The 24,468-nt window shown below is 40.4% G+C and carries 20 protein-coding genes; 7 read left to right on the forward strand and 13 right to left on the reverse strand.

What is annotated here, in order from left to right:
- The first annotated feature begins 233 nt into the window (after window positions 1-233).
- Complete coding sequence (locus AC3E9U_RS09330; protein ID WP_488746631.1) at window positions 234-803, forward strand: OmpH/Skp family outer membrane protein; 570 nt, start codon at window positions 234-236, stop codon at window positions 801-803.
- 81 nt (window positions 804-884) lie between these two features.
- Window positions 885-3,158, forward strand: coding sequence for a helix-turn-helix domain-containing protein (locus tag AC3E9U_RS09335; RefSeq protein ID WP_488746632.1), 2,274 nt, complete (start codon window positions 885-887; stop codon window positions 3,156-3,158).
- Between the two features lie 14 nt (window positions 3,159-3,172).
- Here the strand turns inward: AC3E9U_RS09335 and AC3E9U_RS09340 are convergent, their stop codons facing one another.
- From AC3E9U_RS09340 to AC3E9U_RS09350, 3 genes are read right to left on the reverse strand one after another with little or no spacing between them, the layout of a single operon-like run.
- Window positions 3,173-5,479 (reverse strand): hypothetical protein, encoded by a 2,307-nt coding sequence (locus AC3E9U_RS09340; RefSeq protein ID WP_488746633.1) that lies wholly within the window; start codon window positions 5,477-5,479, stop codon window positions 3,173-3,175.
- A 47-nt stretch (window positions 5,480-5,526) separates the two neighbouring features.
- On the reverse strand, window positions 5,527-5,913 hold the full coding sequence (locus tag AC3E9U_RS09345; RefSeq protein ID WP_488746634.1) for a DoxX family protein: 387 nt from the start codon (window positions 5,911-5,913) through the stop codon (window positions 5,527-5,529).
- A 3-nt stretch (window positions 5,914-5,916) separates the two neighbouring features.
- Window positions 5,917-7,065 (reverse strand): DNA polymerase III subunit, encoded by a 1,149-nt coding sequence (locus tag AC3E9U_RS09350; protein WP_488746635.1) that lies wholly within the window; start codon window positions 7,063-7,065, stop codon window positions 5,917-5,919.
- A gap of 223 nt (window positions 7,066-7,288) precedes the next feature.
- Here AC3E9U_RS09350 and AC3E9U_RS09355 point away from each other — a divergent pair, with 223 nt between their 5' ends.
- The 4 genes from AC3E9U_RS09355 to AC3E9U_RS09370 all read left to right on the forward strand — a co-directional run bounded on the left by AC3E9U_RS09355 (window position 7,289) and on the right by AC3E9U_RS09370 (window position 11,937).
- Complete coding sequence (locus tag AC3E9U_RS09355) at window positions 7,289-8,476, forward strand: phosphoglycerate kinase (RefSeq protein ID WP_488746636.1); 1,188 nt, start codon at window positions 7,289-7,291, stop codon at window positions 8,474-8,476.
- 102 nt (window positions 8,477-8,578) lie between these two features.
- Window positions 8,579-10,468, forward strand: a complete 1,890-nt coding sequence (locus tag AC3E9U_RS09360) for a lytic transglycosylase domain-containing protein (protein ID WP_488746637.1) — start codon at window positions 8,579-8,581, stop codon at window positions 10,466-10,468.
- Between the two features lie 30 nt (window positions 10,469-10,498).
- The gene (locus AC3E9U_RS09365) at window positions 10,499-11,494 is read left to right on the forward strand and encodes a DUF4837 family protein (RefSeq protein WP_488746638.1); all 996 of its coding nucleotides are present in this window, start codon (window positions 10,499-10,501) and stop codon (window positions 11,492-11,494) included.
- Complete coding sequence (locus AC3E9U_RS09370; RefSeq protein ID WP_488746639.1) at window positions 11,491-11,937, forward strand: GNAT family N-acetyltransferase; 447 nt, start codon at window positions 11,491-11,493, stop codon at window positions 11,935-11,937. The genes AC3E9U_RS09365 and AC3E9U_RS09370 overlap by 4 nt, the downstream gene beginning before the upstream one ends.
- On the opposite strand, the gene AC3E9U_RS09375 is transcribed toward AC3E9U_RS09370, so the two are convergent.
- From AC3E9U_RS09375 to AC3E9U_RS09420, 10 genes are all read right to left on the reverse strand, one after another.
- Complete coding sequence (locus tag AC3E9U_RS09375; protein WP_488746640.1) at window positions 11,934-12,827, reverse strand: OmpA family protein; 894 nt, start codon at window positions 12,825-12,827, stop codon at window positions 11,934-11,936. The genes AC3E9U_RS09370 and AC3E9U_RS09375 overlap by 4 nt on opposite strands.
- A gap of 6 nt (window positions 12,828-12,833) precedes the next feature.
- The gene (locus AC3E9U_RS09380; RefSeq protein WP_488746641.1) at window positions 12,834-13,646 is read right to left on the reverse strand and encodes an OmpA family protein; all 813 of its coding nucleotides are present in this window, start codon (window positions 13,644-13,646) and stop codon (window positions 12,834-12,836) included.
- A gap of 2 nt (window positions 13,647-13,648) precedes the next feature.
- Window positions 13,649-15,634: a KUP/HAK/KT family potassium transporter gene (locus AC3E9U_RS09385; protein ID WP_488746642.1), complete on the reverse strand. Its 1,986-nt coding sequence runs from the start codon at window positions 15,632-15,634 to the stop codon at window positions 13,649-13,651.
- Window positions 15,635-15,703: 69 nt separating this feature from the next.
- Window positions 15,704-17,344 carry a S41 family peptidase gene (locus AC3E9U_RS09390; RefSeq protein ID WP_488746643.1) on the reverse strand — a complete coding sequence of 547 codons (1,641 nt, stop codon included), beginning with the start codon at window positions 17,342-17,344 and terminating at the stop codon, window positions 15,704-15,706.
- A gap of 1 nt (window position 17,345) precedes the next feature.
- Window positions 17,346-18,218, reverse strand: coding sequence for a DUF4349 domain-containing protein (locus AC3E9U_RS09395; protein WP_488746644.1), 873 nt, complete (start codon window positions 18,216-18,218; stop codon window positions 17,346-17,348).
- A 61-nt stretch (window positions 18,219-18,279) separates the two neighbouring features.
- Window positions 18,280-18,663 carry a ribonuclease P protein component gene (gene rnpA, locus AC3E9U_RS09400; RefSeq protein WP_488746645.1) on the reverse strand — a complete coding sequence of 128 codons (384 nt, stop codon included), beginning with the start codon at window positions 18,661-18,663 and terminating at the stop codon, window positions 18,280-18,282.
- Window positions 18,664-18,765: 102 nt separating this feature from the next.
- Window positions 18,766-20,637: a M1 family metallopeptidase gene (locus AC3E9U_RS09405; protein WP_488746646.1), complete on the reverse strand. Its 1,872-nt coding sequence runs from the start codon at window positions 20,635-20,637 to the stop codon at window positions 18,766-18,768.
- Between the two features lie 59 nt (window positions 20,638-20,696).
- Window positions 20,697-22,295, reverse strand: coding sequence for a S8 family peptidase (locus AC3E9U_RS09410; protein WP_488746647.1), 1,599 nt, complete (start codon window positions 22,293-22,295; stop codon window positions 20,697-20,699).
- Between the two features lie 253 nt (window positions 22,296-22,548).
- On the reverse strand, window positions 22,549-22,980 hold the full coding sequence (locus AC3E9U_RS09415; protein WP_488746648.1) for a MarR family winged helix-turn-helix transcriptional regulator: 432 nt from the start codon (window positions 22,978-22,980) through the stop codon (window positions 22,549-22,551).
- A 111-nt stretch (window positions 22,981-23,091) separates the two neighbouring features.
- Complete coding sequence (locus AC3E9U_RS09420) at window positions 23,092-23,949, reverse strand: MBL fold metallo-hydrolase (RefSeq protein WP_488746649.1); 858 nt, start codon at window positions 23,947-23,949, stop codon at window positions 23,092-23,094.
- 177 nt (window positions 23,950-24,126) lie between these two features.
- Here AC3E9U_RS09420 and AC3E9U_RS09425 point away from each other — a divergent pair, with 177 nt between their 5' ends.
- A complete protein-coding gene (locus tag AC3E9U_RS09425) occupies window positions 24,127-24,456 on the forward strand; it encodes a HesB/IscA family protein (RefSeq protein ID WP_488746650.1) in 330 nt (109 codons plus the stop codon).
- Window positions 24,457-24,468 lie beyond the last annotated feature (12 nt).

Here is a 24,468-nt window from a genome sequence, read left to right on the forward strand (position 1 = left end):
TTAGCGAAAACGCGCTTTGGTATATCAAATTATGACAGATTTTTAAAAGTGTCTTAAAAGGCTTTATATTAATCCTGTTTCGATAAAGTGAATTTATATCCATTTCAAAGGTGATAAATAAAATTTATATTGCATTTTTTACTAAAATTTTCTTTTGAAAACTGAAATTTTTCAAAATTTGGAACTTTAAAAGGAATTATTACTTTTACATAAAAATTAACTGATTTATAAAAATGAAAAAACTGATCTTACTATCGATTGCTTCTTTGGCAATTATTTCATGTAACAAAGAATCCGCACCTTCTGCTGAAAAAACGAAAACAGCTTATGTAGATATTTCAAAATTGTTGAAAGAAAACAAGGAAGCGAAAAGCATAGAAGATAAATACAAGGTAAAGTCGGAAGAAATGGGCCGCGAACTTCGTGGTGAAGCTTCTCAATTTCAAAGCGAGGCAGCTGCTTTTCAGCAAAACGCACAGTTAAAGGGACCGGCTTGGGCGCAGGCTAAGGGCGCTGAACTGCAGAAAAGAGAGCAGCAATTAGGCATGAAACAGGAATCCATGATCCGTACGATTCAGGAGGAAAGCGGTAAGGAAAACGATAGTTTGGTAAAACGTATCAAAACCTATATCAAGGAATATGGCAAGAAGAACGGTTACGATTATATCTACGGAACAGGAGATATGTCGGCTACAGTTTTGTATGCAAAAGACGGTTATGATATCACCGAAATTCTTATTAAAGAGCTGAATGACAACTACAAAGGTCCGGAACCAGCTAAGAAAGAAGAAGAAAAAAAATAATGTAGAAGCCTCCGATTGGGGGCTTTTTTATTGGTACTTCTTTTGATTTTTAGTACTTTCACACGCTAATTTATACGCCATATGGAACAACTATCTAATGCTGCCTCTTTTACGCTTCGGTTTATTAATCAAACCAATAAGTCAATTTTTCTCACTGGTAAAGCAGGGACAGGGAAAACTACCCTTCTTCGTGAAATCATTGCTACCACTCATAAAAATACGGTCGTTGTGGCACCCACGGGAATCGCCGCGCTTAATGCGGGCGGAGTCACTATCCATTCGATGTTTCAACTGCCTTTCGCTGCTTTTGTTCCGGATACCAAACCACTGCCCCATTTTTCGGAGATGGTGAAATTTGAAAATCCAATTTCCTTAACCCGTCATTTCAAAATGAGCGGTCAGAAAAGCGCCGTGATCCGAAACATGGAACTCCTGGTTATTGATGAAGTAAGTATGCTCCGTGCCGATACACTTGATGCGATTGATTTTATGATGCGTAAAGTGCGGCGAGACGAGCGTCCATTCGGTGGCGTGCAAGCATTATTTATAGGAGATTTATTACAATTACCTCCCGTTGTCAAACAGGATGAATGGCAGGTTTTGAAGAACTACTACCGGGGAATGTTCTTTTTCCATTCACACGTTGTTCAGCAGTATCCGCCGTTGTACATCGAATTGGATAAGATTTTCCGACAGACTGACGATCAGTTCATTTCGGTATTGAACAACCTTCGGAACAATACGATCCAACAAAATGATATCGAAATTTTAAATCGGTTTGTCAAGCCAGATTTTGATGTCAAGGCCAATAAAGGATACATTATTCTGACCACGCACAATGCTAAAGCGGATGCCATTAACTCGGAATCACTTGCGGCATTGGCAGGAAAACAATACACCTATAAACCCTTGATTGTAGACGAGTTCGCAGAGAAAATCTACCCGGTTGATCCGAATCTGCAGCTTAAAGTCGGAGCCCAGATCATGTTCATCAAGAATGATATTTCGCCGGAAAAACAGTTCTTCAACGGAAAGATGGGGATTGTCAAATCGCTGGCCGAAAATGAAATTTTGGTCCATTTTCCGGACGAAAATAAGACCATCGAAGTGGAACGCTATGAATGGCAGAACATTAGATACAAAATCAATGAAAATTCCAAGGAAGTCGAAGAGGAACTTTTAGGAACGTTTACCCACTTCCCTATCAAATTGGCGTGGGCGATCACGGTTCATAAAAGCCAGGGCCTGACCTTTGACAAAGCTGTGCTTGATGTATCGCAGGTTTTTGCCCCTGGGCAGGCCTATGTAGCTCTTTCGCGTTTACGTTCCTTAAACGGGCTTATTTTGCTGTCTCCGCTTAGGATGAATGGTATTTCCTCCGATGAGGATGTGCTGCAATACGCGTCGAACAAAGCAACCGAGCAGGTTTTGCTGGATTCCCTTAGCTCAGAAACCAAACAGTATTTGTCTAACACGCTGATTTCCAGTTTCGATTTCAGAGCGTTGATTCAGGAATGGCGTAATCATACCTTCAGCTACAAACAGGAAGCGCCAAAATCGCCGAAATCCAAACATAAAGACTGGGCGGAATCCAATGCGGAAGCTATGGCAAAACTAGGCGACGCTTCGGTTAAATTCCAAAGTCAGTTGTACAAATTGTTTTCTACGGAACCGGTGGATATTGCATTTATCAGGGAGCGATGTGAGGCGGCTTATAACTACTTCTTTACACCGTTAGATGCGATCGTGGAAGAACTATTACTCAAGATCGAGGAAATCAAGCGGGTTAAGAAAGTCAAAGCATTTTACGACGAATTGCAGGTTTTGGAAGAACTGCAGATCAAAACGGTGCTCCAACTCAAAAAAGCGCTGTTGTTACTGAAGATTATCGCCGACGGTAAAGAAATTTCCAAACAGAATTTACTTTCCGACGAAGCTAGGAACTACAAGATCAACAAATTGGTAACGGTAGCCGAAAAGTTCCGCGCCAGTCATGCCGAACTGATCGAAGACGAAGACGATGCGTCGTATTACGAACACAAACCTAAAAAAGCCAAAGCGCCCAAAAAAGCAACGATTGAAGAAACGCTGGAACTGTGGAAACAAAACCTGTCCATTCATGAGATTGCAAAAAAGCGCAAACTTACACCAGGCACTATTTTCAGCCATTTCACGAAGCTGATCCAGATGGAAGTGATTCAATTGCACGATATCTTACCCGATGATAAAATAGCAGGTTTACGTGAAGCTTTTTATGATTTCAAAGGGGAAAGTCTGGGTGAATTAAAAGACATCCACGGTGATAAATTCAGCTGGGACGAATTACGATTGTTTAAAGCCAGTCTGAAATCTTAGGTTCTTTAATGGGTTTATTTTATTATTATTTCGCTGATCAAAACACCATCTTCGGAAAAACCCTGAATGGAAAAAATGGTTTTTTTTATCGCGTCATTTTTCACTATTTTGAAAGTAGTCTGACCGTTATAGTCCGTATTTAAATTGGTTTTCCAATCAATTTCCATAAAACGGGCAGGTCGGTTGTAATTAAATGCCGGAGTGTAGTATTTTTTGGCCCTGTCATAGGCGTTTGTGAGTATAAATTCGTCGAAAAGTTTCACAATATCGTTATTGTAATCCTCCGTGGTGAAAACCTGGTACTTAATATAATTTTTAAAAGGTTGTTTCATTATCGCTTCCACATCCTTCATTTTTAAAGACAGGGTGCTCAAATCGGTTGATGTAATCAGTTTTCCGTTGACAAATAAAGCGGCCTCTGTATCTGAGGAAGCCTCTAAATAGTTCTCAAGTCCTTTCCAATTTACTAAGCGTATGCCTTGGTCCCGAAGCAAAAAACTCATAAACAACTCGTTGTTTTTACGGGCATCTTCCGGCATTTCTATTTCGTAATACGAACCAATGTCAAAAACTTCTGACTTGTGTTTTTTTATTAATTTGTCAAGTCGGATGTTTTTCTTACTGGAATTTTTAGTTTTTAATGTGATCTCATTTAATCGGATGCCCATGTAGTGCTTGTAGTCTTCGTATTCCTTTTCACTAAACAGTTGCTTTTTAGGTTCGCTTATTTTATACCGATTTATTTTTGGAAAAGTGCTTTTTTCGACTGGATTCAAATGTAATTTTTTTGGTTGAAAAGCCTCATTTTCAGCTGATAAAAAGGAAATTTTAACCGCATCATTTTTATACAATAACAACTTGTTGAATTCGAAGGAATTGTCACTTTTTAAATATATTTTCTGGATTAAGGAATTGTTTTTAGCGATTAAACCGAGATAATTTGTGACTAACGGCGACACAGTTCCTTTTAGTTTAAAACCCAATTCAAATTCATAAGCAGGCTTTGGATTGAAAACTGTAACCATCTCAGAAAAAGAGTATCGGACATAACCCTGAGTTAACAATAGTAAATCCAGATGTTCAAGTCTTTTTGGATTTTTCGGATCGAAGTAATATCCTGGGTTTTCGATATAGCCGGTAACATAGGGTGAAAGTAAAAAAGCGCTTTTTATGGTGGTTGTTTCATTAAAATTAGCGATGCTGTCGGGTAAAACGCTAATGCTTAATTTTGATTTTAAGGGCTTATTCCCGTTAAGGATCTTAAGGTTGCAGACGATCGAATCGTTTTTCGAAAGATTTTTTTCCAGGCTGACCGACAGTTCGTTGAGTCGTTGGTCCACATAAAACTTCCTTTCCGCGATTGGTTCATAATCTTTAAACAAGGTTATGGTATTAACCCCATTTTTTAAGTGCTGCGTATCGATTTCCATTTTTTTATTGATCATCGATTTCGGATCAATCTGAAAAAAATCAATTATCGTATGGTTCTGATGAAATAATAAAGTGAAATTATGTTTAGTAAGCTCTGGGATAAACTTTTCCGGTGCTTTTAATTCTATTGCCAGTTGCTGATTGGAATTGTCAACAGCCAGTAAAAGCTCCCTTTTTTCACTCTCAGGGATTTTCAATTTGATTATCGTATCGTTCGTTTCAATGATTGCCTGGTAGGATTCTCCGGATGCATATTTAAATTTGCAGGAACTCAACCCTGAATATTCGTTTTTAAAACGTGTAACTTCATGATTTTTACTGTTGATGATCTTGCCGGTAAAATCGGTTCCTTTACCTTTTGTCAGTAATTTTATGCCTAAAACATTTTCAGTGTCATCCAATAAATAACCACTTTCGGGGAAAAATTGGATATCGTATTCGTTTCTGTTTGATTTAGCGGTGACCGACGGTTCTTTAATAACGTTAATTTCTTTAATGAAAAAATTAGCATCGCCGAAATTTCGCATGTTATTGGTATAGGCCTGAATATAATAGCGACCAGAGCCATTCATATTTGCAATGTCAAACTCGCCTATTCCAATTCCGTTGGAAATGAAAATGTTTTTTGAAGCAATGACCTCTCCTTTAGAATCGACCAGATTCACATATAAGAGCGTGGTTTTATTTGAAGGCAGGCTGTTGTTATCGGCAACATACGCTTGAAACCAAATTATGTCATCATCTAGATAAGTCGTTTTATTGGTATGGACAAAAGCCTTTTCGAAATATAAATTATTTTTTTGTAGCGGTTCGACAACCTTTTTTTCAAAATCTTCCTGCGCAAATGCCGAATACGCAAATAAAATAATACAAAAGAAAAATCTGGTCATATGAGCTATTTTTAATTCAAATAATTTGACCAATTGGCTGTGTATTGCTACAACCAATACACCGCTAAAATTGCGGGAATGTAATAAATCGCAATGGTTCGCGCGCCATCATAATCTTTGGCCAGGCGCTGCCCGAAAAGCATTAAAAGCAAAGTAATACATGACATTACGGCGCCATAATGACCAATGGTTGTACTTCCGTTTTGTATCAATTGGAAGATGCCGACCAGACAGAAGGCTCCCGCAATAATTTCTGTAATCAAAAGCAAGGCTAAAGCAGCCGGCACCTGATTTCGGATGAAAGTAGCTTTAAAATGTTCGTTCAGTCCCGCCACGGTTTCTTTCCATTCGGTAATTTTTTCGTAGCTGGAATGCAGGAATGTCAAGGCTAAAAAGGCAAGAATCAGTACGCCGAAAAGTTGTGTATGGGTCATGGCTTATTTTTTATGGATTAAACGGGTCAGTTTTATGGACAAATCGGTCAGGATGATTTTCGCATTACCGTTGCGTTCAATGTGATAGATCGCGTCCGAAAGTTCCTTGAATATGTCGTTGATGTTGTTGCCGTTCACAAAAGGTGCAAAATTCTCCAGTTTGAATTTGTCCACCGTCGGTTCGATGTAAACCAGTGATGGCGACTGATAATTCAGCAACAAGGCCTGACGGAACATTTCCACACAATAATGCAGAAACTGTTTCTGTGCCTCTCGCCCGATTCCGGCAATTTCCTCGCTCCAACTGGTCAGATCCAAAATGGCAGCTGCATTTCCTTTGGCCCGAAAAGCGGCTCTCACCCATTGTACAAACCATTCTTCAAACGGGAATTCGGTGGCGTCTTTATGAAGCAGATGCAAGGCTTTGTTATAATTTCCCTGCGATTGGTGCGCAATTCGCAAGGCCATTTTTTCGTCGATGTTTTCACGTGAAACCAAAGCATCGGCAATCACAGTTTCAGGTAAGCCCTGAAAATCCAATACCTGACAACGCGATAAGATCGTCTGCATGATATCGTCCTGATTTTCGGTCACCAACAGAAAAACCGTTTTTTGCGGTGGTTCTTCCAATAATTTCAAGAGTTTGTTGGACGTGGCGGTATTCATTTTATCGGCCATCCAGATGATCATCACTTTGTAACCGCCTTCATAGGATTTAAGGGAAAGTGATTTCATGATTTCCTGTGCTTCGTCCACTCCTATCTGTCCCTGTTTGTTTTGAATACCAAGCGATTTCAGCCAGTCGAACAGACTTCCGTAAGGGTTTTCAATGACGAATTCCCGCCAATGTTTCATGAAATTCGCGCTTACCGGATGACTTTTTACTTCATCGTTGGTGGCCACGGGAAAAACAAAATGCAGATCGGGATGGGAAAAATGTTCAAATTTCAGATTGCAGGCTTCATTTCCGTTGGTGTTTTCCCCGGACGTATTCGAACACAAAATATAGCGCGCATAGGCAATCGCCATGGGCAAAGTCCCCGACCCTTCGGGTCCCACGAACAATTGTGCATGCGGGATGCGACCTAAATCGGCGCTTTTCGTCAAATGACTTTTGAGGTGTTGTTGTCCTAAAATTTCTTGAAATAGCATGAAGCAAAGATAACAGAAAGTTTAATCAGGGCAAGAAACAAAAACCCACTATTCGCTACTTTTTCCGGGTGGTTTTTTCTGTCTTATTTGTAGTCGTAAACAGTAAGAGCCCGTCTGTCAAAAAATTATGAATTCGCTAAAAACAGATGTGGAAAAAAGCTAAAAAAAGAAAAATCGTATATTTGCAGATTATAAAGTAAACAAACAACAAAAATAGTTCACAATGAAAACCCTTACCGATTTTAATTTTGCAGGAAAAAAAGCCATCATCCGTGTCGATTTTAACGTACCGTTGGATGAAAATTTTAACGTAACCGATGCGAACCGAATAGAAGCTGCAAAACCTACGATCGATAAAATTTTAAAAGACGGAGGGAGTGCCATTCTAATGTCACATTTGGGAAGACCAAAAGGGATTGAAGAAAAATATTCATTGAAGCACATTGTAGCTAAAACGTCTGAAGTTTTGGGTGTTCCCGTGAAATTTGCTACGGATTGTATCGGAGAAGTTGCTGAAAATGCGGTAGCCGAATTGCAACCGGGCGAAGTATTGTTGTTGGAAAACCTTCGCTTTTATGCTGAAGAAGAAAAAGGAGATGTGGCTTTTGCCGAAAAATTAGCGAGGTTAGGGGACATTTATGTGAATGATGCCTTCGGAACGGCACACAGAGCGCATGCTTCGACAACGATCATTGCGCAGTTTTTCCCGGAGCACAAGTGTTTCGGTACTTTGTTGGCAAAGGAAATTGAAAGTTTGAACCGTGTATTGAATAATTCGGTAAAACCGGTAACGGCAGTACTTGGAGGATCCAAAGTATCTTCAAAAATTACGGTTATCGAAAATGTTTTGGATAAAATCGACCACATGATCATAGGTGGGGGAATGACTTTTACGTTCATCAAAGCGATGGGCGGAAAAATCGGAAACTCTCTTTGTGAAGACGATAAAATGGCATTAGCCCTTGAAATCATGGAAAAAGCGAAAGCGAAAAATGTTCAGATCCACTTGCCGGTTGATGTGGTAGCAGCGGACGCTTTTTCAAACGAAGCCAATACCCAGATTGTTGATGTTAACGCTATTCCGGACGGATGGCAGGGGCTTGACGTAGGGCCGAAGTCTTTGGAAGCACTGAAGGATGTAATTAATAATTCAAAAACGATCTTGTGGAACGGTCCGTTAGGTGTTTTCGAGTTGGATAAATTTGCCGACGGAACCATCACTTTGGGTAATTATATTGCCGAAGCGACTAAAAATGGCGCTTTTTCACTAGTAGGTGGCGGTGATTCGGTTGCTGCTGTGAAGCAGTTCGGACTGGAGCCGAAAATGAGCTACGTTTCCACTGGTGGCGGGGCAATGCTGGAGATGCTTGAAGGAAAAACATTACCCGGAATTGCAGCGATAGAAAATTAATTTGCAATTTTTAACAATATTTTTTGATTTTATCAGTTATAAGCTATTATGTTTGCAATGTGCGTAAATGATTGAATAATAGCGTATTATAAAAAGAGATGTATGAACAGGACTAAAATATTTTCATTTATTTTCGGAATTTTCTCGTTGGCTTCTTTGGCCCAAGAGACGGGTGAAAAAGAGGTTCAGATTGCGCAAGCGTTCCCAAAATTATCCTATCTGGATTCCATTAAAGGTACTTTCGTGCACAACGAAACGAGCAACTGCATTGATGAAATGTGGATGAGAGAACTGAATAATCAGGAACTTTTCGACGAAATGCAATCGGAGATCGCGCAGGCTAACACAGATGCGACCGTTTATTACAATCTCCCAACCGATCTTTTGAAGCAGCGTCTTGCGAAACTGGATGAAAAATCTCCGTTCCATGTCGAGTATAATCCAACGGTGGAAAATGTGATCAAATCATTTCTTAAAAACCGTCCGCGTGCATTCGAGCGTTTAATGGCCTTGTCGGAGTATTACTTCCCGATGTTTGAGGCCAGCTTATCAAAATATGACCTTCCTTTGGAAATTAAATATTTGGCAATTGTGGAATCAGCTTTAAATCCACTTGCTAAATCAAGAGTGGGCGCCAGCGGGTTATGGCAGTTCATGTATGAGACCGGAAAGCAATACAACCTTGAGGTGAACTCTTATGTTGACGAGCGTTATGATCCGTTAAAAGCTACCGAAGCAGCCTGTCAGTATTTCACGAACATGTACAAAATCTTTGGTGACTGGGATTTGGTTTTGGCTTCTTACAACACCGGGCCCGGAAATATTTCAAAAGCAATCCGTCGTTCGGGCGGACACACCAACTACTGGAACATCAGAAAGTACATGCATCCTGAAACCCAAGGTTATTTGCCGGCGTTTTATGCTACGATGTATGTGTATGAATACAGAAAAGAACACGGTATTGTCCCTAAAAAAGCATCGGTTACCTACTTCGAAACGGATACGGTAATGGTAAAAAGACAAATGTCGTTCAAACAGATTGCCGATTTGTTAGACATGCCGGAAGAACAACTTCGTTTTTTAAACCCGATTTACAAGCGTAACGTGGTTCCTTTTGTTTCCGATAAAGCGCATTACATCCGTTTGCCTAAAAACAAATTAGCGATTTTTACATCGAACGAGGAAAAAGTATATGCTTACGTTGACTACGAGGAAAGCAAGAGAGAAAAACAACAGTTCAAAGTGAAATCACCGCGAATGATTGTTGCAGACAGTACACAAACTGCAATTGCTTCCAACAATGTTGATGCTGATGATGAAAAAGAAGACGTATTTACCAAGGCAGTTAAAAAGACAAAAATCAAATATTACACAGTAAAACGTGGCGACAACCTTTCTGAAATTGCTGAGAAAAATGATGTTTCAGCTGCAGAACTGAAGAAATGGAATAAAATCAAAGGTTCTGGCGTTAACGCAGGTCAGAAGCTAAAAATCCAATACGAAACCACGGTGATGGTGGCTGACAGAGGTGCTAAGAAGAAAAAAACCGATACTGTGAAAGTTTCAGAACCGATTGTAAAAGCGGATGAAAACAAAGACGCTAGAGAGCAAAACGAAACGACTTCAGAAGCGACTTATGTAGTTCAGAAAAGTGATAATCTGACGCAAATCGCGCAGAAACATAACCTGACAGTAGCGCAGTTGAAAGAGTTAAACAAACTGGATAATGAAAATCTTCAGTTAGGTCAAAAACTGATTGTAAAAGCTATTGAAACAGAAACTGTTGCACAAACTGCTACTGAAAAAGACCAGGTTAAGAAAGAGATTCGTAAACGCGAGCGCGCAAAAATTAAAGAATACATTGTTAAATCAGGAGATTCTTTAATCAGCATTTCAAAAAAACAGGGAACAACTGTTGACGCCATCAGAAAACTGAACGGAATCAAAGGGGATGACATCAGACCCGGAATGAAACTCAAAATCAACGGATAATTTAGTAAATTCGCTTTTCAAAACAACACTGTGAGAAAAGCGAATTTTTTTTTCGGCCTGTTCCTGCTGCTATTGTCCGTGGCGTGCAAAAAGACTGTTAAGCAGGACGATTTCGTTTTACCCGTATCTACCGGTAAAATCAATTCGGTTTCCGTAATTATCGACGATGTTTTATGGAATGGGGAAGTCGGCGACGTACTTCGAAAAAAACTGGCCGCTCCGGTGGACGGTCTTCAGGAAGAAGAACCGTTGTTTACGCTGAATCAGTATTCGCCCAAGATGCTTAACAGCAACGTACGTTTGGCCAGGAATATCGTCGTTATTTCCAAAGCGGCACATCCCGAATTCAAACATGTAATGGACAAGTACGCCGTGCCGCAGAATATCTTTTACATCAGCGGTCACAACTGGAATGAAATCATAGAAACGATTGAACTGCATGCGTCTACTTTAACGGGCAGCATCAATTATTCGGAGATTATCGAAAATCAGAAAGTAACGGCGAAAGCGTTATTCAACGATAAGAAAATCAGGCAGAAATTCAATATTTCAGTTCAAATCCCTGAGGACTTCTCCTATGCGCTGCTGAAAAATAAATTCGTTTGGCTGAAAAAAGACATTCCCTCGGGTAATTCCAGTCTGCTGATTTATCAGGTGCCGCTTTCATCATTCAGAAAAAGCAGCGTTGTGGATAATGTCATCCGCATTCGCGATTCCATCGGAAAAAAGTACATTCACGGTATGCTGGACAAATCCAGTATGCGGACCGAAGAAAGTTATTACCCTTACGTTTCGAAAACGTACATCGATGAAAAACCCGCGTTTGAAATGCGTGGGACCTGGGAACTGCAGAACAATTTCATGAACGGTCCTTTTCTGAATTATGTGATAAAAGATACTAAAAACCGTCGGTATATTATCGTTGAAGGTTTTGTTTACAATCCGTCAAGCATGAAAAGAGATATGATTTTTGAATTGGAATCGATCATAAAATCCACACAATTTATAAAACCGAAAAACAAATGAAGCCAAAATTCGAAATAAAGCCATTTAAAGAACTTTCTGTCTCCGAGATATACCAAATACTACAACTGCGCTCAGAAGTCTTTGTAGTGGAGCAAAATTGCGTTTATCAGGATATTGACGGGAAGGATGACAAAGCATTGCATCTTTTGGGAATGTACGAAGGTGTTTTAGTGGCCTATGCGCGCTTATTTGCTCCCGGGGATTATTTTGATGAAGCTTCGATTGGAAGAGTGATCGTAAAGCCCGGATACCGCGATAAAAAATGGGGTCATGATCTAATGAGGGAAGCGATATCGGGAATTTCGGTGCATTATGGCGAATCTAATATTACCATTTCAGCACAATTGTACCTGAAGAAATTCTATGAAAGCCACGGTTTTGCCCAAACGAGCGAAATGTATCTGGAAGACGACATTCCTCACATCGAAATGAAACGGTATTAATCAATACTGGTAATCGCGATTTCCACGCGTTTGTTGTTGTGTTCCTTGGCGCCTTCTAACGGGTAATCGCGTCCGAATCCTTTGTAGGTCATACGCTCCTCAGGAATACCATTGGCTTTTAAGTAAGCAAAGATAGCTTTGGCTCTTGCTTCGGACAGGTTGTTGATTCCGGTATCTTCATCGACGGCATCACGGAAATATTGCGTATCAATGCAGCAAACATGACCTTGTATCTGGAATTTGAAATTAGGATTGTTTTTTAATTCGTTCAATAGTTTCTCCAGCTGCTTTTCTGATTTTCTTAGTAAAACGGCGCGCCCGCCTTCAAAATAAAGATCTTTCAATTTGATGATATCCCCTACTTTCAGCGGTTTGTCTTCGAAAGTTTTAAGGCGCAGCTGACGGTTTTCCACCTGAATTTTTGTCGGAACCGAATCTTTAGGCTTGCTTAGGTCGATGAAGTCGTTATGAAAATATTCGAGGTAAATATCAACTCTTCGGTTTAATTGCCGCGTGGCATCCAATTCGTCGTCGTTAAGCTGAAGTTCGGTAATTCGCAAATCGATTTTTCCTTTCCCTTCCACGTTTTTCTGTTTGGAAGCAATTTCCTGAAGGATATCCGATACCGTTTTAGCACGGCGGTTTGATAAGGCTCTGTTGTATTCGATACTTCCGCGGTCATCGCAAAAACCTTCCAATCCGATGGAAAGAATTACGATGTCTCCCAGACTTTTCACGTAATCGTTAAGCCTTTTATTTTCCTCGTCGGTCAATTTGTGCTTGTCAAAGTTAAAGTAAACGGAATACTTATCCGTTTTTATCTGAGTTAATTCCTGAGAATAACCCAATGTCAGACCGAATAAAAGAAGGAAAGTAAAAAGCTTCTTCATAAGCTGTTAGATTTTCGTAATAACCAATTCCACGCGTCTGTCCTGATCCGGACCATTTCCTAAAGGCATTGTATTTCCGTAGCCTTTGTAAGTCATTCTGCTTTTGTCTATTCTTTTGAAGATAAGGTATTTGTAAACGGCTTCCGCACGGTTTATGGAAAGCATTCTTTTACGGGTATCCTTATCAATGGCTTCTCTTTGAAATGTCGGGGTACAGCAGATGTGTCCCTGGATTTCAAACTGAATGTTTTTGTATTTGTGAAGGATACGTGCGATACGCTCCAGTTCCTGTTTTGATTTCGCCGTTAACTTACTGCTTCCATTGTCAAACAGGATTTTTTCAAGATAGATGCGATCCCCTACGATCAGATCCTTTTTGATGTCTTTGTAAACCCCCGGTATCGGTTTTGGAGGAATCTTTTTGAAATTCATCACCACATCTACACGTCTGTTTTTCTGACGGACTTCCGGAAGATTTTCAACGATATCATCATCAATTAAGATGCGCCCTTTTCCTTCGATGGTTACTATGATCACATTTTTGATTCCCTTCTCAATCAATTTGGCTTTGATCGTGTTGGCCCTGTTGCTTGAAAGTTTGTAATTGTAAGCGTCCTTGCCTCTGTCATCGCAGTATCCGTAAATCTGAACACTTTCAATTCTGGAAGTATCTATTGCTTTTACGAAAGCCACTACCTCATTGGCCTGTTTTTCGTCCAATTTGAATTTATCAAATTCAAAATAGACGGAATGTACAACCTCTTCCTGCGCGTGGGCAAAATGGGTAAGGAATAACAAAAAGAAAATAATTTTTTTCATCTTTAATGATGGCTACGGTCTTTAATTCGATGCAGGTTGATATCAGACGGCGGATGGATCAAAATTGGATATTGTTCCACTTTTACCGAGCTGCTGTCCAACCCAAATGCTTCTTCTTCCGATAAACTTATTTTTTTCAGTAAAAAGTAAATATCTAAAATTATTCTTTCATACCAAGGAAAATCGTTATCGTAAGATATAAATTTCTCAATCAGTACAAATTTAAAATCGCCAATTACGTTGTTTCGCTGTAAGGATTCATAACGGCTGGTGATATCCACTTCACCGTTTTTCACCATATCCTGAACTACTTTTTTGAAAAGAAGGTTGATACGTGGCGCCACACGGAAACCTAAGTAGAAATCCACACGGATAATATCATCTTTCACCATTTCACGAACCCGGTATTCCATTTCATAAGGCTCGTCGGTCACATTAACGTGTACGAACCAATAAATATCAGCACGTTTTGGTCTTTTTTGTAAAATCGAATATACAATTTTTGATTCAATTTCATCACTGATTCCAGCGTTTGTTAAATAAATCAAATGCGTGGCGTATTTCGGGATGGAAAGGTCGTTGCTTAAGTCGGAAATCACTTTCTTAAACGTGTCTACCTTTACGAATTCCGTATATTCTTTTCTGATTTTTTTTGCCGTAAACCAGACTACCATTACAAAAGCCAAGAGACCTGCGATGAATACCGACACATATCCTCCATGAGGGAATTTATCGATGTTGGCAATGAAGAATGAAAGCTCGATGGACAGATACATCGCCAGTACAAAAATGATGAACGCCGGATGGTATCGTTTTAAAACCATAAAGAAACCTAAGAGGATGGTGGTCATGATCATACAAAGTACGATAGCCAGACCGTAGGCGGCTTCCATGTTTCCGGATTCTTCAAAATGAACAACAATGAACACACAGCCGATGAAAAGCAACCAGTTGATGGAAGGAATGTACAACTGCCCTTTCAATTCGGTTGGATATTTTACGCGAACTTTTGGCCATAAATTCAGACGCATCGCTTCTGAAATCAAGGTAAACGAACCACTGATCAAAGCCTGAGAAGCGATCACGGCTGCCGAAGTAGCGATCGCGATTCCGAAGGGTAAAAACCAGTTCGGCATCACCAAATAGAATGGATTACCGGGGTTGCTCGCGCTGCCGCTTAATTCGGCTAAGGTTTTTCCGCTGTGCGCAATCAGGTAAGCGCCCTGTCCGAAATAGTTAATAACCAACATGGTTTTTACAAAGATCCAACTGATTCGTATGTTCTTGATCCCGCAATGTCCTAGGTCACTGTATAAGGCTTCCGCTCCGGTTGTACAAAGGAAAACATATCCCAAAACGTAGAAACCTTCATGGTGAATCTGCAGTAAATGGATTGCATAATAAGGGTTTAAAGCTTTTAGTACTTGGATGTTTCCAAAAAGATGGATTGAACCCAATACGCCCAGCATCCCAAACCAAAGCAACATCATCGGACCGAAAAACTTCCCGACAAACTTGGTTCCGAAGCGCTGGATAAAGAAAAGAATGAACAAAATACCGATTACAATCGGAATGGTATTCAGGTCGTGGTTATAAGTCTTTAACCCTTCGATGGCAGAGGATACCGAAATGGGCGGAGTAATGATTCCGTCCGCTAAAAGGGCACTCCCTCCAATAATTGCAGGAACCAGCAACCATTTCTTTTTCAGTTTTTTAACCAAGGTATAAAGCGAAAAAATTCCCCCCTCACCTTTGTTGTCCGCTCGAAGCGTTAAGATTACGTATTTGAATGTGGTTTGTAAAGTCAGTGTCCAGAAAATACAGGAAATGGCTCCAAGAACGACGTCCGGGTTAATGGACTGTTTGCCGATGATGGCTTTCATTACGTAAAGCGGAGAAGTACCAATATCTCCGTAGATAATCCCTAAGGTTACAATTAAACCACCTAATGTTAATTTGTTCAGGTGGTTGCTACTGTGTGAACTCACTTTTAGAAAATTTAAATTAGCACAAAATTATTATAAAAAAGTACAGTAAAACTAAAAAGGGTATGAAATTTAGTTTTTCAGAATTTTATTATACTCTGCGCTATTGTTCAAAATGGAAATTGCTTTTGAAATTTCGATGTTGCTTTTGGTGTAATATTGATACAAACCTTCTCTGTACTGATAGCGTTTGATGATTTCATCCAGCAGTAAATCCTTGATTTCGGCTTTGTTTTTTTCAAGTTCTTTTTCTTCGCTTCGCTGCAAAGCAGACAATAATTGCTGATATTCTGCAGCAATGGATTCATCGATTTTTTCTTTTTTGGCAGTAGCCAAAGTGTTTCTCAGGGCAATTTCCGTTTCGGTATCCAATTGGAAGTTGTCTTTTTTAAGAAAAGCCTTGAAAGCCGTGAAATCTGCGTCGGTAATAACCGGAATCGTAGTGCCAATATTCGGGTTTTTGTAGTAATATTCCGTGGCAAAATTAAAGATGCCGTCGTTCTTAAGCAGCGCGGCTGCAACGGTACTCTGTTTGGTCTCTGCCAATTCCACGTCAGGCTGAATACCGCCGCCATCGTACACGGTTCTACCTTTTCGGGTTTTAAACGCGTTATAGTTTTTGGATTCTGTACGAATAGCCTTTCCATCTTTGTCTTTATGCGTGTAATCCAACGCCTGGATACAGCGTCCGGAAGGTGTGTAATATCTTGAAATGGTCACTTTTACCTGAGTCCCGTAGGTCAGATCCAACGGACGTTGTACCAGACCTTTTCCGAAACTTCGTGCCCCTACAATTACCGCTCTGTCCAGATCCTGTAAGGCACCGGCAACAATTTCGGAAGCCGAAGCGCTTTTTCCGTCTACCAAAACCACCAACGGAATTTCCAAATCTACCGGTGTTTTTTGTGTTTTGTAGGTATTGTTGTGTTTTTCGTTTTTGGATTTTGTGGTTACGATCACCTCATTTTGCGGCACAAAAAGGTTGCAGATATTCACCGCTTCGTGCAATAAACCGCCCGGATTTCCTCTTAGATCCAGGACAATTTTCGTAGCGCCCTCCCCTTTTAATTTCGTTAAAGCTTCTTTTACCTCGAAAGAGGCTTTGGTATTGAATTGCGATAAGACAATATAGCCCGTTGTTTTATCCGAAAGCATGGAATAAAACGGAACAGCCTTTACTTCTACTTCGTCCAGAGTGATCTGCGTGTTCATCATCTTCCCCTGACGCTTGTACTTGATATCCACTTTGGTGTTTTTAGCACCGCGTAAAAGGGTTCCGGCGTCTTCCTTGAAATCCACCAGATTCACATCGCCGATCTGAACAATCTCGTCACCGGCTTTGAGTCCGGCTTTATCGGCAGGAAAGTTTTTGTATGGTTCCACCACGATCAGTCGCCCTTCCTTTCGGTTGATCATTGCACCAATGCCCGTATATTCGCCGGTAGAATTGATCTTGAAACGCGCCACATCCTGCTCGTTGAAGTAATTGGTGTACGGATCCAGATCGGCCAACATGTTTTTGATGGCCTTGTCCATTAATTCACCCGGATTCACTTCGTCTACGTAATTCTGGTTTACGGTTTTAAAGAGTGTGGTGAAAATTTCGATTTGCTTGGCGATCTCAAAAAAATCCTGTTTGAAACTCGCACCCACAAACAAAAATCCGCCCGCCAAAACAGGAAGGACGTATTTTCTTTTTAGTACTGCTAGCATTTTAAGTCGTTTTTCTTCGGCGTCGTCTTCGGATAAGGAAGAAGCCAATTACGAAAATAAGGATAAAAGGCCAAACGTTTAGCATTCTTAGGAAGAAAGTTGCAATGTTGTTGAATCCTTCTTTGAAGGCATTGCCCATTTTTCCGCCATAAGAAACCGTAGCCCCGCTTTCGGAAGGGATGTTGGTGTACATTTCCAGATGTACCGTGCTCATGGAAACCTGACTTTTCAGGTATTTTAATCGACCCTCTTTTGCTTCGATGTCCTCGCGTACTTCAGAAAGTGACTTTTCGATTTCAAGCATTTCGGAAACCTTGGTAGCTTTTCCTAATAATTCGAAATACCTTTTTTCCAGCGCTTTTTTTGTGTTGAGACGGGCTTCGACATCAATGTATTCCTCCGTGACATCTTCGGCTGAAATTTCCTTACGGTCAAAGTGTTTCACACCTTTGCTGATTTCGCTGATGAAGGAATCGAAAGAAACGCTGGGGATTCGGATGGTTATGTTTCTGTACAGGTATTCATCGTTTGTGCCGGAAACATCACTTTGGACCGACGCCTGGTGGTTAGTAATTGCTTTTTTAACGGATGAAAAAGAGGCTTCAAGATCGGATGTTTCAAATCGCAAACGACCCGTTTTAATGATTTTGGGCTGAATGTCTTCTTGTTGAACGGGCATAGGCGCATCCATTTTTGCACTGGAATATTCGCTTGGAGGCGGAGGAGGCGGCAGCAACGCGGATTCTGCTACCTTATCAGCGTCTTCTACTTCTACACTGTCTACAATGACAGCCATTGAGTCGTATTCGGCAGTGGCTTTCTTACAGGAAATCGGGATGATCAGCAGTGATAAATAGAAAAGTATCTTTCTCATAAGTTTTTGGTTTTTAATGAGTAACGCAAAAACTGTAAGAAAAAGTGTTTCTGATCAGGGGTTATTTGGAATCGGAGTTTGTGGCTTCGATAAACTTTTCAAAAAGCTGAATGGTTTTTTTATTGATGTCCAGGTAGGAGAGGCGTTCTTTACTTTGATAGAAGAACATAAACGCATACGGTTCCTTAATGTTGTCCAAGAGCAATGATTTGTTCAGACGGTAGGTTTCGCGCAAAAGTCGCTTGAAGTAATTCCGGTCAACTGCTTTCTTAAAGTATTTTTTAGAAACCGAAACGCCCATTTTAATCTGTTCTTCGTTTTCTAAAACTGTCGGAACATATACCAAACGCAACGGATATTTCGATACGGATTTCCCTTCGGAAAACAGTAAATCGATGGTGGTTTTGCTTTTCAGCTTTTCGTGCTTTGGGTAAGTGTTTTTCATTTCAGGGCAAAGATACGAAGTTCAAATTCAAATTTCCGTATTTGTCAAATTCCAATAAACATAAAAAAACCGGCCTGTTACAGCCGGTTTAGTTCAGATTTTTTATTTGTTGTAGATGTTGTTGGCTCCGTTAACATCGGCCATTAAACCGGAAGGATCGATCACTATGGATTTGATGCTTCCTTTTTCCTTACCGATACTAAATTCAAAAGTAGGGTAGGCCCAATCCCATCCTTCAGTAACTGTTCTTTTTAGTGAAGTTTGGTTGGGTTTGTTCCAACGCATTAAGGTTTGCGGTACATAGAAGCTTTCCTGAGTTCCGTCTTCATAGGTTACCACAATGTCTAAAGGCATAGGCATTCTTCCGATACGCTCAAGGGTCACCTTTGTGATTTTCCCGTTTTCCTCTACCGATTTAATGCCGTAATCGATGGTATTGGTCGTTTTGGTCCATTCCTGTAAATACCAGTCTAAATTCGCACCCGAAACCTTTTCCGCCACATGTTTTATGTCATTAGGAGTAGGGTGGGTCATCTTATATTCGGCATAGTATCTTTTGATGGTTTTCATCAGATTTTCTTTTCCGATAAGGTATTCCAATTGTGATAAGAATACATTTCCTTTGCTGTATGCCTGAATGCTGTACGGGCGGTTTTCGTCATATCGGTCGGCATGCGTGGTCTGTGGTTGTTCTTTTCCGGATTTTACAAGCATGTAATAACCTTTGTACGAATCTTCATGCGGGTTGTCAACTTTTTTGTCGGCGATTTCATTTAAACCGTAGTTCTCCAACCAAGTGGTAAAACCTTCATCCATCCAGCTGTTTTTTGCCTCGTTGGAAGCTAATACGTGCTGGAACCAGGAATGAGCCATTTCGTGGGCTGTAACGCCAACCAATCCTTCAAAAGTGCCTTCGCCAAGGATAAGCGTACACATGGCGTATTCCATTCCGCCATCACCACCCTGAATAACCGAATATTGGTCATACGGATATTTACCAACCGTATTGTTGTAAATTTCCATTAGTCGGACAGTCGCCGGCTGTAATTTTTTCCAGTTATCAATGATTTTAGGATTGTTTTTGTATAGGAAATGTATGGTAGCACCACCAGGAACCTGTGCGATATCATGTAAATAGTTTTTATCGGCCGCCCAAGTAAAATCATGCACGTTCGGCGCGATAAAATGCCAGGTTAATTTTTTCTGTTTTTTCGGAATAGTCACATTTACTCCGTTATCCTGATAGCCATGACCGATTTCGTTTTTGTTTTGCAGATAACCGGTTCCGCCCAAAACATAATCCTTATCGATGGTGATCTGTACGTCGAAATTCCCCCAAACGCCGTGGAATTCCCTTCCGATATAAGGATCTGCCTGCCATCCTTCGAAATCGTATTCGGCCATTTTCGGATACCACTGCGACATGGAAAGTTCCACACCTTCTTTGTTATTTCGGCCTGAACGACGGATCTGTACCGGAACCTGTCCGTTAAAATCCAATGTAAAAGTAGTAGAAGTATGAGGTAATAATGGTTTCGCTAAATCCACTTCCAAAATAGTCCCTACGACTTTATTGGGAGCTGTCATTCCGTCTTGTTTCAGGTTGGCGATTTTCAGGAATCCGATTTCATTTGGTTTTAAAGCGGCGATGCGACTTTCTCGGGTTTCTTTCTCGCCGACTTTCACCTTATTTACCATACGACCATCCGGATCTTTTATGGCTTTCAAACGAGCATCCATTGCACTGTTTGGCTGGAATGCGTTATTGTACAGATGATAGTAGACACGACGTAAAGTATCCGGAGAATTATTAGTGTAAACCAAGGTCTGTTTTCCTTTGTACTGGTATGTTTTCACATCCATGGAAACTTCCATTTTGTAATCGGCGTGTTGTTGCCAGTATCCGGGGTTTGGATTGTTCTGCGCAAAAACCGCAGTGGTAACGAACAGCGATAATAAAAGGTATTTTTTCATTTTCAAATAAATAAAAAGGAAGGGAATTTTCCCTTCCGATTATACGTTTTCAAAGATAATTATTTTTTTGCCATCTTCGCCGCCATTACCAACGCGTTGTAAGCATTTACTATTTTTCCGGATTTGGAAACGTCGCTAAACGACTTCATTTCTTTAGCTTCTCCAACAGAAACTTTTTGTGTTATTGGTGTTCCGGATTCCATGATGATCTGTTTTACCTGAGCGGCTGTCAGTGTCGGATAGTACGAACGGATCAGCGCTGCAACTCCGGCAACATTTGGCGATGCCATAGAAGTTCCCTGAAGATACTGGTAAGTATTGCTAGGCGTTGTGGCGTAGATTTTATCACCCGGTGCAAAAATATCCACGCTCGTTTTTCCGTAATTTGAGAAGCTTGCTACCATGTCTGAACTATAAGTTGGTGCAATGGCCCCAATGATCAAAACGTTGTTGGAAATTTCCGGCTGACCATCATAAGAATCGGTAGGATATTTGTTCATCGTGTCCAAATCATACGATTCGTTTCCGGCAGCAAAGACCACCAAAACGTCTTTAGAAGCCGCATATTTGATAGCATCGTGAACCCAGTCTCTGTGGGTTGAGAAGTACTTACCGAAGCTTCCGTTGATTACTTTAGCACCGTTGTCTACTGCATAACGGATACCTAAAGCGATATCTTTGTCGTACTCATCCCCATCCGGCACAGCGCGGACAGCCATAATCTGTACATTGTTGCTTGCCACACCGTCGCCACCTTTGTTATTACCTCTTGTTTGGGCAATGATTCCGGCAACGTGTGTTCCGTGTTTCGCTCCTTTTTTCTCAGGTCCGATCACATTATTGTTTCCGTATTTCTTGTTTGAAAGATCATCCGGATTGTCTCCTACCACTTTTCTTCCGTCGAACTGAAGATTTAAATGATAATTGGTCTCTCCGTAGATATGGTCTTTGTATTCTTCGATTTCTTTGTCGAATTCTTCTTTAGAAGTTTGGGCCAGAATCTGCATCATCATTCCTTTGTACTGCAACAAAGTCTGATCCGTGGTCTGAATTGTCTTTACATCGTCAAGCGTGTAGTTTTTCTTTTTCAGATGGTCAGCAATAGCTTTATCACCTGCCATTATGAAATCCACCTGCATTTTGCCCTGCATGGCTTCCTGCATGGCTTTATCATATTCAGCTTTTGCTTTTTTATAGGTCTCCGAGCCGTCATCACCTTTTTTAAGGATACGAACAAATTCCATGTTCTCTTGGTCGGAGTCCCCTAGGAAATTCCAGCCGTGCATATCGTCCACATAGCCATTATTATCATCATCTTTTCCGTTTCCTGCGATTTCTTTCGGATTGGTCCAGATGGATGGTTTTAAATCTTCATGATCGATATCAATACCGGAGTCTACAACCCCAACAATAACTTTCGTCCCTTTTTTACCTTTTAGCAGTTCATTGTACGCTTTATCCACGCTCATTCCGGGGATAGTGTCTTTGCCTAAATCCAGATGACTCCAGCGTTTCAAATCGCTCTCAGCAATTTTGCCCGTTTTCATCGGCATTTTATCAATGTTCTCCGTAGGAGTGGACACCATTTTTTGGGTTCCGCAGCTCGCAAGGGCCAAAGCCAGTCCTGCGCACAGGTAATAGGTTCTGAATATGTTCATAGTGCTTTTTGTTTTTGAGATTTGTCTGAAGTATTATTAATTGTTACAAAATCGGAAAATATTAACAGATTTTTGGCAACAAACCGCAAGTTACGATTTTTTAAAAACCAAACTTACGTGCCGGAGCAAAAAAAAATGAGCTACTTATAAGATAAGGTAGCTCACTGCTGTAATCACTATGGTAACTAAAATTAAAATAACCTTAATCATAACAGTTCGATTTTTGATTGATGATTTTGTTTTCTGATTGATGCTATTGCTTACAATTGGCAATTATCTTTCTTAAAACCGCATCGGCAATTTCCAGTTCTTTTTGGCCGATTCCCTCTAAGGCTATGCTGCGGTTTTGCAATACAACTTCCTGAACGTTTTTTATTACTTCCTCACCGGCTTTTGTAACATGAAGCATGAATTTTCTTCGGTCTTCCGGATTGATTTCTTTTTCCAGATATCCGGCTTTTATCAATAAGTCAATGATTCTCGTAACGGATGCATTGTCTTTAAAAACCATCTCACTCAGTTCGTGTTGCGTGATGGTTGGGTTTTCGAGTATGCATTTGATTACCAGCCACTGATCGATGGTTATCCTGAAACCGTGTTCGCGCAGTTTTTTTTGTGCAAACATTCGATACAGTCGTATGCTGTGATCAATGTTGTAAAAGATGATATTGACTAATTTCTCCACTAACAAATTTCTTTACTCAAAGTTATGAAGGATTTTTAAATAATTGATATATCAAGTAAATTTTAGTAAAAAATTAACGCCTTCAGTTTTTGGAAGGCGTTTAATCATTTATTAAAGGATGTCTTCACAGGTAAAAACCTCTTTTAGGCGGACCCCTTTTTCGGTTTGTTCTACAGTGATGATCTGATTGTGGGCATCATGTTCGAGGAACAGATAATAGTTTTTCTCCGCTGCTGTGTTCAAAAATTTGGCTTTTTCCGGAAGCGTTAACAACGGTCTCGTATCATAACCCATTACATAAGGCAGGGGAAGATGTCCTGCAGTTGGTAACAGATCGGCCATAAAAACAATGGTTTTGTCCTGATATTGGATATGAGGGATCATCATTTTTTCAGTATGACCGTCGACATAAAAAATTCCGAAATCCATTTCCTTGGAAATCCCGAAATCAGCTTTTGGACGTTCAATAAACTTTAATTGCCCGCTTTCCTGCATCGGAATGATGTTTTCCGCCAAAAAAGACGCTTTTTCTCTTGCGTTCGGTTTCGTGGCCCAATCCCAATGGTTGTCGTTTGACCAATAGACAGCATTTTTAAATGCCGGTTGGTAACCGGTGCGGTCTTTGTTCCATTCCACACTTCCGCCGCAATGGTCGAAATGAAGGTGCGTCATGAACACGTCGGTAATGTCGTCACGATGAAATCCGTATTTTGCCAGAGACTTGTCTATTGTATCGTCACCCCAAAGGGAATAATAACCGAAAAATTTGTCGGATTGTTTGTCGCCCATGCCCGTATCGATCAAAATCAGGCGTTTGCCGTCTTCGATCAGCATACAACGCGCCGCAATATCGATAAGGTTGTTTTCATCGGCCGGATTGGTTTTGTTCCAAAGGGTTTTCGGGACCACGCCGAACATGGCACCACCGTCCAATTTGAAATTTCCGGCTTCTATTGGGTATATTTTCATGATTTCGTGACTTAAAAATTGCGTTTGCAAATTAATCAATCTTCGGGGAATTCGCAATCTAAAATGCTTTATAGGAAAAGACTATGACGGAATAAGTTATAAAAATGTTAGCAGTTAGGTATTAATCGTTTTATGTGATATCTTTGCACTAAATTAGAGTTAATCTGTATAAACGTTATGATTAAAGTATCTGAAACAGCAAAAAAAAGAATCACACTTTTGATGGAGGATGATGGTTTTAACACTGCGACCGATTATGTCCGCGTGGGCGTGAAAAGTGGCGGGTGTTCAGGGCTGTCGTATGAATTAAAGTTTGACAAAACTTTAGGGGATGATGATAAAGTGTTCGAGGACAACGATATAAAAATTGCCGTTGACAAAAAAAGTTTCCTATATCTGGTAGGAACCACCTTAGAATATTCCGGAGGATTGAACGGAAAAGGATTCGTGTTTAACAATCCGAATGCACAAAGAACCTGCGGATGTGGCGAATCGTTTTCGCTATAAAATTTAGTTACA

The organism is Flavobacterium sp. 21.1 (assembly GCF_057801535.1).